This is a genomic window from uncultured Nostoc sp. (assembly GCF_964245445.1).
Lineage (GTDB): Bacteria > Cyanobacteriota > Cyanobacteriia > Cyanobacteriales > Nostocaceae > Nostoc.
Window position 1 is genome coordinate 14,622 of record NZ_CAXTNE010000006.1, and the last position, 12,877, is coordinate 27,498.

Below are 12,877 nucleotides of genomic sequence, written 5' to 3' on the forward strand. Positions count from 1 at the left end.
ATTAAAAGGATAAAAATAATGCCTAACTCAGTAGATTATTTAAGTGACAAAACAGGCTTAGAAATAGCTATTATTGGGATGAGTGGCTGTTTTCCCAAATCTCAAAATATTGAGCGATTTTGGCAAAATATCCGAGACGGAGTAGAATTGATTCATTATTTCACCGCTTCAGAGCTAAAAGATTTAGGTGTAGATTCTGCCGACCTGACAAACCCTTATTATGTCAGGGCAGAGGGTGTAGTTGAAGGTATAGATTTGTTTGATGCTTCATTCTTCGGTATAAATCCCAGAGAAGCTGAAATTATGGATCCCGGACTCCGTTTGTTTTTAGAACATGCATGGACAGCACTTGAAAATGCTGGTTATAGTTCCGAAGCTTACAATCAGCCGATTGGAGTTTATGTTGGTACTAGTTTTGGCGGTTATTTACGTAATATTTATTCAAATTATGAAATTGTAGAATCTCTTGGTGAACAACAAATAGAGAAAGGAACCTCTGGAGCTTCCGTTACATTTGCTTCTTATAAATTAAACTTGCAGGGACCAAGTTATGCCGTTCAAACTACCTGCTCAAGTTCATTGGTTGCTTTACATTTAGCCTGTCAAGGTTTACTTAGTGGCGAGTGTGATGTTGCTTTGGCGGCTGGAGTCTCAATTTCAGAAGCAGTCGGTTATGTATATCAGCAAGATGGAACTTCATCTCCTGATGGACATTGCCGTGCTTTTGATGTCAAGGCCAAGGGATGTCCGAGAGGAAGGGGTTTAGGTGTTGTAGTTTTAAAGCGTTTAGACGAAGCGATCGCAGATGGAGACTGCATCCATGCAGTCATCAAAGGTTCCGCCATTAATAATGATGGAGCAAACAAAGTTAGCTACACTGCACCCAGCGTTGACGGTCAGGCAAAGGTGATTAGAGCGGCTCAGATTATGGCTGAGGTGGAACCCGAAACAATTACCTATATAGAGGCTCATGGGACTGCAACCGCTCTAGGCGACCCCGTTGAAATTGCTGCTTTAACACAAGCTTTCCGCAGCAAAACTCAGAAAAAGGGCTTTTGTGCGATCGGTTCTTTGAAAACCAACATTGGACATTTGGACGAAGCTGCTGGCGTTGCAAGTCTAATCAAAACCGTTTTAGCGCTCAAGCATAAACAGATACCACCTAGCTTAAACTTTGAAGAACCTAACCCCCAGATAGATTTTGCTAACAGTCCTTTTTACGTTAACAACACATTGTCTGAGTGGAAAAGCAATGACGCTCCTCGTCGTGCTGGAGTTAGTGCTTTTGGTTTTGGTGGGACAAATGCCCATGTAATTTTAGAAGAAGCGACCATAATTAAACCCTCTAGCCCTTCTCGGTCTTGGCAGTTATTATTACTTTCAACCAAAACAAATACAGCACTGGAAACTGCTACAGAAAATCTGGCTAATTATCTCCAAAAGCATCCAGATTTCAATCTTGCTGATGTTGCTCATACTTTGCAAGTGGGTCGCTGGACTTTGAACCATCGCCGAATGGTAGTTTGCCAAGACCAAGGAGATGCAATCAAAGCACTGCAAGACCCTCAAATGGCTTTCACCCATTACCAAGAACCTTGTAATCGCTCGATTGTGTTTATGTTTTCTGGACAAGGTTCGCAGTATGTAAACATGGGTCGGGAATTATACGATAGTGAAACCGTATTTAGAGAGCAAGTTGATTACTGCTGCGAGCTGCTCATACCTCACTTAGAAATAGACCTACGTACAATTTTCTACCCCTGTGAAGAAAAAACTCAAGAAGCAGCACAAAAGTTACAGCAAACAGCAATTATTCAACCAGCTTTGTTTGTGCTTGAATATGCTCTAGCCAAGTTATTGATGGCCTGGGGCGTGCGTCCTGAGAGTATGATTGGTCACGGTGTAGGAGAGTATGTAGCTGCCACTGTGGCAGGGGTTTTCTCTTTGGAAGATGCCTTGGCAATAGTAGCCACTCGCGGAAAACTAATGCAGCAATTGCCTGGTGGTGCTATGCTCTCAGTTCAGCTTCCAGAACAAGAGGTAGAACAACTGCTAGAAAAGGAAATCTCTCTGGCTGCAAGCAATGCACCTTCTTCCTGCGTGGTGTCTGGTTCGACAGAAGCGATAGACCAATTGCAACAGATGCTACAAAAAATAGGTGTAAGTTGTAGACATTTGCATACTTCCCACGCCTTTCATTCTCAAATGATGGAACCCATCATTGAGACTTTCACCTGGTCGTTACAAAAACTAAAACTTAATCCCCCAAAAATTCCTTTTGTGTCCAATGTTAGCGGAACTTGGATTACCGTAGCAGAAGCGACAGACCCTAACTATTGGGCGAGGCATTTAAGGCAGCCAGTGCGTTTTAGCCAAGGGGTAACAGAGTTACTCAAACAGCCAGAGCAAATACTGTTGGAGATTGGCCCGGGACGGACACTGAGTAGTTTGGCTAAACAACATCAAACAGATGAACTGATAGCGCTAACCTCTATACGACATCCTCAAGAGCAACAATCAGATGTAGCATTTTTACTCAACACCTTGGGTAGACTTTGGGTAGTAGGAGTTCACATTAATTGGTCTGGTTTTTACGTAGATGAAAAGCGTCATCGTGTACCCTTACCTACTTATCCTTTTGAGCGCAAGCGTTACTGGCTGGAGGTAAATCGAAATGCACTTCTGGCAATGAAGTCGCCAAAAACCTTAGATAAGAAGCCAGATATTGCTGACTGGTTCTATATTCCTCGTTGGAGAGAATCTACACCGCTTGAGCTTTTCCAAAAACAAAAGCTGGTAGAACAAAAGTTATGTTGGCTAGTTTTTGTCGATACCTATGGAGTTGGATCAGAAATTGCAGAAAGACTCAAACAACAAGGTAAGGATGTGATTACCGTCAAAGTCGCAAATAATTTTGCGAAACTTAGTGACTGTACATATACAATTAATCCCCAACAGAGAGATGATTATGATATCTTGCTTCAAACACTAAGAGAGCAGAATTGGACTGCCCAGGGGATTGCCCATTTTTGGGGCGTTACTCCCAACGATACTCTACACTCTCAAGAGCTAGAAAAACAAACACAACATCAATTTTTTGAAGATTGTCAGTATCTCGGTTTCTGGAGTCTACTTTTTTTAGCACAGGCCTTAGGAAAACAAGATATTAGCAATTCTCTGAAGATGATGGTAGTCACCAGTAATTTATATGATGTAACTGGCGAGGAGAAATTATGCCCTTCTAAAGCAACCGTATTAGGGCCATGTAAGGTAATTCCCAAGGAATATTCAAACATATATTGCCGTAATATTGATATAGTAGTCAATTCTTTAAAAACCCCACCAGGACAAAATGTTTTAGACAATTTGCTCGCAGAATTTACAGCAGATCAAACAGATGACATAGTTGCCTACCGTGGTTATCATCGCTGGATTCAATCCTTCGAGCCTGTGCATTTAGAACAGAGCATAGCTGATAAAACTAAGTTAAAGGAGGGAGGGGTTTACTTAATTACTGGTGGACTAGGCGGTATTGGTTTAGTATTAGCAGAACATCTAGCAAAGAAAGTGCAGGCTAAATTAGTTCTAGTTGGACGAAAGAGTATTCCCGAAAAAAATAATTGGCAAGAATGGTTGGCAACTCATGATCAACAAGATAGGGTTAGCCGGATAATTTGTAAACTGCAAGTATTAGAGGCTCTTGGTGCAGAAGTTTTGGTAATCAGCGCAGATGTGACTAATTCCGAACAAATGCAGGCTGTGATTGCTCAGTCAACAGCAAAATTTGGTGTGATTAATGGTGTTGTCCACGCAGCTGGTATTGCTGGTGGCGGTGTCATCCAACTTAAAACCCCGGATATAGCAAGCAAGGTACTCGCACCAAAAGTCAGAGGAACGATATTACTAGAGCAAGTTTTTCAGAATATTAATCTAGATTTCTTGGTACTTTGTTCATCCCAAAGTTCTATATTGGGTGAATTTGGACAGGTAGATTATTGCGCGGCTAATGCATTTCTTGATGTATATGCATATAATCAAGTTTCTAAATCTGGACGATTAACAATATCAATCGACTGGGATACTTGGCAAGAAGTAGGTATGGCAACGGAGATTATTTTACCAGATAATCTCAAATATATAGCTGAAGATGTAGTTGCAGAAGAGTTAAAAGAAGCTATAATGCCCCAAGAAGGCGCTGATGCTTTTGATCGCATTTTGGGAAGTGCCTTACCTCACGTTGTTGTGTCAACAAAAAATTTCTCAGATGTAATTAAGGAGAATCATTATCTCAATTTTCTGGCAGAAGGATTAAAACTTCTGGAAGATAACTCAGCTTCAGCTAGTATTTTCCAAGTAAACCATCCTCGCCCAAATCTAGGTAATGATTATGTTGCACCTAATAATGAAATTGAAGGAACTATTGCTCGAATCTGGCAACAGATCCTGGGAATTAATCAAATAGGTATTCATGATAGCTTTTTTGATTTGGGAGGACATTCCCTATTAGCTACTCAACTTCTCTCTCGATTGCGTCAAGAGTTTCAAGTAAACCTGTCTCTGCATAGCTTTTTTGAAGCACCCACTATTATCGATCAAGCATTGATGGTTGAACAGACCCGAAGTTCGGGAGAAAGGTATAGTATCAACATGATTGAAAGAATCGAGCGGAGTAATGAGCAACAGGTGTTGGCAAAGCTCGATCAAATTTCAGACCAAGAAGTAGAGTTACTGCTTAATAAGGTGTTAGCAGAAAAGGGAACCGAGCAATGACCAAGAATCGCGAAAAAATTAATGATATTTCACCAGAAAGAAAACGTGAATTGTTGGCAAAACTACTTCAAGAAAAGGTTAGCCAGCTTCAGATTTTTCCAATGTCTTTTGGTCAACAACGACTTTGGTTTATAGACCAATTGCAACCTGGTAACTTTGCTAATCACATATCGGCAGCTTTGCGTCTTACAGGTTTCCTGAATCAAGCTGTATTATTGCAAACCCTGGATGAAATAGTGCAACGCCACGAAGTTTTGCGAACTACTTTCGCAACGGTGGAAGAAAAACCTGTTCAGGTAATTATTCCTACTTTAAGCTTGAATTTACCTACCATCAATCTGGAGGAATTATCTGAGGTTGAGCAAGAAGCTGAAGTTAAAAAGTTAGTTATACAAGAAATTCAGCAACCCTTTAATTTGAGCCAAGCTCCATTACTGCGAGCTACTTTGCTGCGTCTCAAAGAAACAGAACACATTTTAGTGTTCACAATGCACCATATTATCTCTGACGGATGGTCAATGGGAGTACTGACTCAAGAAGTCGCAGTACTTTACGAAGCCTTCTCGAAAGGGCAGCCTTCTTTGCTTTCAGAACTGCCAATACAGTATGTAGACTTTGCAGCTTGGCAGCGACAAAGGCTACAAGGAGAACTACTACAATCACAAATAGCTTATTGGAAAAACCAGTTAGAGGGCGCACCAAAATTATTAGAGTTACCTACTGACTACCCACGACCTGCCGTTAGCAGCTTTCAGGGTGCCAGCTATTCATTTGAGTTATCTGATGATTTATATGTAGCCTTAAATAAATTGAGCCAGCAGTATGGAAGTACCTTATTTATGATCCTGCTGGCAGCCTTTCAAACATTACTATGGCGTTATACAGGTAGTGAAGATATTGTAGTCGGCTCGCCCATTGCTAACCGCGATCGCACAGAGTTAGAAGGATTAATTGGTTTTTTTGCCAATACAATTGCACTGCGAACTAATTTGGTAGGTAATCCTACCTTTGAGGATCTACTAACTCGCGTGCGGACAAAGCTATTAGAAGCTTACACCCATCAAGATTTACCTTTTGAGCAACTAGTAGAAGAACTGCAACCACAAAGAAACTTGAGCTACACCCCAGTATTTCAAGTGATGTTTGTACTTCAAAATACACCAATGTCAGTTTTTGAGTTGCCTGGTTTGACTATAAGTCCCTTGGCAATTGATAATGGTAGTGCCAAGTTTGATTTGACCCTAGAGATAACAGAAACACCACAAAAAATTTTTGCTAACCTGGAGTTTAATACAGATTTATTTAAGGAAAGTACTATTAAGCGGATGGCTGGACATTTCCAGACCTTACTTAAAGAGATTATTGCAAACCCGAAACTACGGCTTTCAGAATTATCACTGCTAACAGAAGCAGAAAAACGTCAATTACTAGTGGAGTGGAATGACACTCAGGTTAATTATCCTCAAGATCAATGCATCCATCAGTTATTCGAGGCTCAAGTAGAACGCACACCTGATTCTATAGCAGTGGTGTTTGAAGACCAACAGTTGACCTATGGGGAATTAAACACCAAAGCAAATCAACTAGCGCATTATTTGCAAACATTAGGAGTAAAACCAGAAGTATTAGTCGGGATTTGTGTAGAGCGATCGCTGTTAATGGCGATCGGACTATTAGCCATCCTGAAAGCAGGTGGTGCATATATACCATTAGACCACAGCTATCCTCAAGAACGCATTGCATTTATACTAGAAGACACTCAAGCCCCAGTCTTGCTTACTCAAGAGTCGCTTCTTGAGGCGATGCCGCAACACAAAGCTAAAGTGGTTTGTTTAGATACCGATTGGCAGACAATCGCCCAACAAACCCAGGAAAATTTATTATCTCTTGTCAATAGTCAGAACTTAGCTTATATCATCTATACCTCAGGTTCAACAGGCAGACCAAAAGGTGTAATGATTCAACACGCAAACACAGTTGCAATGTTGGATTGGGCAAACAAAACCTTTGCGATGGAAGCTATGCAAGGAGTTTTAGCATCAACCTCAATTTGCTTCGATCTTTCGGTATTCGAGATATTTGTTCCTCTGTGTTGTGGTGGCAAAGTGATTTTAATCGAGAACGCACTCTTGTTACCAACTTCATCAGTAGCCTTAGATGTAACCTTAATTAATACTGTCCCAAGTGTAATTTCACAGTTATTAAAAACTGATAGTATTCCAGCTTCAGTGCAGATTGTGAATGTCGCAGGTGAACCACTTCATAATAAACTTGTACAACAACTTTATCAGCAAGATAATATACAAAAAGTATTTAACCTATATGGACCTTCAGAAGATACAACTTATTCAACCTTTGCCTGCATACACAAGGATACCAGCAGCACTCCACCTATCGGTCGCCCGATTTACAACACCCAGATTTATTTATTAGATCAAAATTTACAACCTGTTCCTGTAGGTGTAGCAGGGATGTTGTATATTGGTGGTGCAGGTTTAGCCCGTGGTTATCTAAACAAAGCGGAACTGACTGCCGAGAAATTTATTCCCAATCCTTACGCCAACTTGCCAGGGGAACGGTTATATAAAACTGGAGATCAAGCACGCTATTTGCCTAATGGAGAGATCGAATATATTGGTCGCGTTGACTATCAAGTAAAAGTGCGTGGTTTTCGTATTGAACTGTTAGAAATTGAAGCAGTTATTATTCAACACCCAACAGTCCAAGAAGCTGTAGTTGTGGTTAATTTTTCACAGGCGGATTCTCAACAAATAGTTGCCTATATAGTTCCACAAATAGAGCAAACGCTAACGATTTCTGAACTGCGTGGCTTTTTGGAGTCAAAGTTGCCAAGCTATATGGTGCCAGCAGCTTTTGTGATATTATCAGCACTACCATTAACACCTAATGGTAAGGTTGACCGTAAGGCACTACCTACACCTGATACAGCTAGACCTGAAGACAAAGAACTAGTAGCACCGCAGACAACCCTTGAAAAGCAGTTGGCTGTGATCTGGACAGAAGTATTAGGCCTGAAAAATATAAGTATAAACGACAACTTTTTTGGATTAGGTGGGGATTCGATTCTTAGCCTTCAAGTAATATCCAAAGCCAACCAAACAGGGCTGCACCTAACTCCTAAACAGATGTTTCAGTACCAAACTATTGCCCAATTAGCGACAGTAATTGGTGCAACTCAGAAAATTCAAGCTGAACAAGGAGTTTTAACTGGAGCGCTAGAGCTAATACCTATTCAGCACTGGTTTTTTGAACAAAAGCAACCAGAACCACACCATTGGAATCAAGCTGTATTCTTAGAAAGCAAGCAGAATATTGACCCTGTGGTTTTAGAGAAAATTATAAAGTTTCTACAAATACATCATGATGTACTACGTTTACGATTTATACAAGAGGAATTTAGTACTCAAGCACTTATTGTTAGTCCTGATGATGTAATACCACTGACATGCTTTAATTTCTCAGCACTACCAAAAGATCGACAATCGCCAGCAATAGAGGCAGCAGCAACTAAACTTCAAGCTAGCTTAAATCTGTCACAAGGGCCGTTATTCCAGGTTGCGCTTTTCAACTTGGGCGACAATCAACCCAACCGCTTGCTTTGGATTATTCACCACTTAGCTGTTGATGGTGTCTCTTGGCGAATTTTAATTGAAGATTTTCAAACAGCTTACCAGCAAATTAGTCAAGGCAAAGTAATTAAGTTGCCACCCAAAACAACTTCTTACAAACAATGGTCTAGCCATCTACAAAAATATGCACAAGCTTCAGCACTACTTTCAGAGCTAGACTTTTGGCTGAGAACACAATATCAATCAGTTTCGTCTATACCAAGAGATTTTCCTGATGGAAATAATATAGAAGAAACCACTTCTATGGTATCGGTATCGCTGTCTGTAGAAGAAACCCAAAGTTTGCTGCAACAAGTGCCAGCAGCTTACCAAACACAAATTAATGATGTATTGTTAACAGCACTTATACTAACGTTTAATCACTGGACGGGAGAAAATTCTCTACTAATTGACTTGGAAGGGCATGGGCGAGAAGAAATCTTTGAGGATGTGGACTTATCGAGGACTATCGGTTGGTTTACAACTATTTTCCCAGTACACCTAAAGCTGGAAAATGCCAACGAGCAAGGAAAAGTCTTGAAGTCAATAAAAGAGCAGCTACGAGCAATTCCGAATCGAGGTATTGGCTATGGATTACTGCGCTATCTTTGTCAGGACAAAAAAATAGCTGAACAATTTTCCTCATCAAAGGCTGAAGTTGCTTTCAACTATTTAGGACAGTTCGATCAAGTTTTACCAGAATCATCTTTATTTAGCTTCGCGCAGGAATCGAGTGGTTCTACTAAAAATTTGCAAAGTAAACGAACTCATTTACTGGAAATTAACGGTGGTATTTATCAAGGAAATTTGGAAATGAGTTGGTTTTACAGTAGTCAGTTGCATCGACAAACCACGATTGAAGTACTTGCTCAGAGGTTTATTGAGGAACTGCGATCGCTGATTGCTCATTGCCTATCTCCCAATGCAGGTGGTTTTACCCCTTCCGATTTCGCAGATTTTCAGCAAAGCCAATGGGATCAAACCGATCTCGATGCCATTACAGCAGCTATGGGGGATATCTAACATGGGTGTGCAAAATAAAAACATTGAAGATTTTTATCCCCTCTCGCCTATGCAGCAGGGCATTCTGTTCCATAGTCTTGCAGATCCTAAATCTGGCATCTATTTTGAACAATTTAGCTGGACTCTCCACGGAAAGCTCAACGTTACAGCCTTTCATCGGGCATGGCAGCATATTGTAGAACAATATTCCATTCTCCGAACCTGCTTTGTTTGGGAAGGCTTAAAAGAACCAGTACAAATTGTGCATCGACAGGTGGCTTTACCGTGGCACGAGTATAATTGGCAGGATCTCTCCCCAGAAGAACAACAACAAAAGTTAGAACTTTTCTTACAAAGCGATCGCTCTAGTGGCTTTGAACTTAAGCAGCCACCATTGATGCGCTTAACACTGATTCAGCTTTCAGATATTTCCTATAACTTTACCTGGAGTCATCATCATCTGTTGCTAGATGGCTGGTCTGTTGCCTTAGTTTTTAAAGAAGTCCTTGCTTGTTACAAAGCTTTCAGCAATGGTCAAGATTTATACTTAGAATCAATTCGCCCGTATCGAGATTACATTGTCTGGCTACAGCAACAAAACCTATCTGAAGCTGAGACTTTCTGGCGACAGATGCTTAAAGGTTTTACCACTCCGACACAGCTATCGGTGAATCAAGGAACTAGAAAATTACTGACTCAAACAGATGGCTATGACGAGCGAGAAGTTAAACTTTCTGTAGTAACAACAGCAGCATTGCAGTCTGTAGCAAAGCAACACCAGTTAACGCTGAACACTCTAGTACAGGGAGCCTGGGCTTTGCTATTGAGCTGCTACAGTGGTCAAGAAGACGTAGTTTTTGGGGCAGTAACTTCTGGTCGTCCCCCTACTTTACCTCAAGCCGAGTCTATGGTAGGGCTGTTTATCAACATGTTACCGATTAGAGTACAAGTATCACCCAAAGAATTTCTTTTGCCTTGGCTTCAGAAAATCAAAGATCAACTAGTTGAAGCACGGCAATACGAGTATTGTCCATTAGTGAAAGTCCAAGAATGGAGCGAAGTTTCCAAAGGTGTATCTCTGTTCGAGAGTATAGTAGTTTTTGAGAACTATGCTGTAGATCCTTCCTTACGGCAGAGGGATATAAATTTGGAGATAGAGGAATTTCATAGCTTTGAAAAGACTAACTATCCGATAACCCTAAGCGTGAATCCAGGTGAGGAGTTGTTGCTCAATATTACTTGCGATGACAGCGATCGCTTCGACACTGACACTATCACCCGGATGCTAGGACATTTACAGACTTTGCTAGAGGGTATGTCCACCAATCCACAGCAACGTCTTGGTGAGTTATCGCTCTTAACAGAACATGAGCGACATCAGTTACTTGTGGAATGGAATCAAACTCAGGTTGAATATTCTCAAGATCAATGCATCCATCAGTTATTCGAGGCTCAAGTAGAACGTACACCTGATGCGATCGCAGTGGTGTTTGAAGACCAACAGTTGAGCTACTGCGAACTCAACGCCAGAGCCAATCAACTAGCATATTATTTACAAACTTTAGGAGTAAAACCAGAAGTATTAGTCGGGATTTGTGTAGAGCGATCAATCGAGATGATAATTGGGATATTAGCCATCCTCAAAGCTGGGGGAGCCTATGTACCGATCGATCCAACCTATCCACAGCAGCGATTGGCACTGCTGCTAAATGATGCTCCACTTACAGTATTACTTACACAACAGTACCTACTGGCACAATTACCACCACATACAGCAAAAGTCATCTGCTTAGATGACGATATTAATTGGCAAGCCGGATCATCAGCAATCAAACAAAACCCTGTAAATCAAACCACCCCTGCAAATCTAGTCTATGTGATTTATACATCAGGCTCTACTGGCACACCTAAAGGTGTTACTATTGAACATCAGTCTTTGGTAAACTTTGTCCAAGCAGCGATCGCAGAGTACGAACTACAAGCACAAGACCGGATCTTGCAATTTGCCTCTATCAGCTTCGATGTTGCTTGCGAAGAAATTTTTTCTTGTTTGCTGCATGGCGCAACCTTGGTACTGCGAACCGATGATATGCTGGCTTCAATACCAGCTTTATTGGAAAAATGCCAACAACAGTGTATATCTGTTTTAGACATACCTACTGCCTTCTGGCATCAGCTAACTTCTGAACTTTCAACATCAGAATTAAAGTTACCAGAATCACTGCGCCTAGTTATTATTGGTGGCGAAAAAGCTTCCCCAGATAAGGTTCTCACCTGGCAACAAAAAGTAAAACCAGAGATAAGGCTAGTAAATGCTTATGGTCCGACAGAAACTACGGTTAGCGCTACGGTTTGCAACTTTGCAAGAACCAAAGAACTGGTAAAAGTGGAGCGCGAAGTTCCCATTGGACGAGCGATCGCTAATATGCAAACCTATGTGTTAAATACTGATTTACAACCGGTTCCCATCGGTGTTTGGGGCGAATTGTACATTGGAGGAATTGGCGTAGCCAGAGGTTATCTGCACCAACCAGGACTAACAGCTCAGAAGTTTATACCAAATCCTTTTAGCGATCGCCCAGGTTCTCGTCTTTACAAAACAGGCGATCGGGTACGCTACCGCAGCGATGGTCAAATTGAATTTAGCGATCGTATTGACAACCAAGTAAAAATTAGGGGCTTCCGTATTGAGCTAGGGGAAATAGAAGCACTCATCAACGAACATCCATCTGTTATGGAAGCAACAGTGATTTCTAGGAAAGATGTGTCAGACTACGAGCAGTTAGTGGCTTATGTAGTTGCTAATACATCTGATGTTGTAAAAGAGCAAACATCAGCAGTTGTGTCTCAATTACGGCAGCATTTAGAGGCGAAGCTGCCGAACTACATGATGCCGTCAGCATTCGTGATGCTAAATGCACTACCACTTACACCTAATGGTAAGGTTGATCGCCAAGCATTGCCTGCACCTGGTACGACAAGACCTAAATTAGAAGCAGCTTATCAGCCACCCCAAACCGAAATAGAAAAAACTATTGCTAGTATATGGCAACAAATACTGAATGTTGAGGACGTAGGAATTTATGACAATTTCTTTGAACTTGGTGGTCATTCATTGCTATTAATTCAAGTTCATAGCAAGTTGCAAAAAGTATTTCAGCGATATTTCACCTTAGTTGATATGTTTGAATATCCGACTGTAAGTCACTTGGCTAAATATTTTAGTCAGGAATCTAGCGAAGAAACACCTGTTTTACTAGCTGCTCATCATCCAGAGAGCAGAACGGCTTCAGTACAGCGGCGAAAACAAGTTAGAAAACAGTATCGAGAAGCAACAAAGCAAAAAGATATTTAGTCTCAACAAGGTATTGAAGAAATAAGAGCGATCGCTAGAAGATGGATACCCTATAAAATCAAACATTTTAGAAAGTGTTCATAACACTTAAAAAAAAGAAGGCAAAACCTTCTTATTTCAA

At 41.0% G+C, this 12,877-nt stretch carries 3 protein-coding genes; all 3 read left to right on the forward strand.

Annotation, left to right across the window (positions count from 1 at the left end; genetic code table 11):
- Positions 1-18 precede the first annotated feature (18 nt).
- Genes ACFE90_RS02050 through ACFE90_RS02060 form a run of 3 tightly spaced genes read left to right on the forward strand, consistent with a single transcriptional unit; the run spans position 19 to position 12,756 of the window.
- On the forward strand, positions 19-4,770 hold the full coding sequence (locus ACFE90_RS02050; RefSeq protein ID WP_375497263.1) for an SDR family oxidoreductase: 4,752 nt from the start codon (positions 19-21) through the stop codon (positions 4,768-4,770).
- Positions 4,767-9,422: an amino acid adenylation domain-containing protein gene (locus tag ACFE90_RS02055; protein ID WP_375497265.1), complete on the forward strand. Its 4,656-nt coding sequence runs from the start codon at positions 4,767-4,769 to the stop codon at positions 9,420-9,422. The genes ACFE90_RS02050 and ACFE90_RS02055 overlap by 4 nt, the downstream gene beginning before the upstream one ends.
- Entirely contained in the window at positions 9,391-12,756 is a 3,366-nt protein-coding gene (locus tag ACFE90_RS02060; protein ID WP_375497267.1) for an amino acid adenylation domain-containing protein, read from the forward strand. Before ACFE90_RS02055 ends, ACFE90_RS02060 begins: the two co-directional genes overlap by 32 nt.
- The last annotated feature ends 121 nt before the right edge of the window (positions 12,757-12,877 follow it).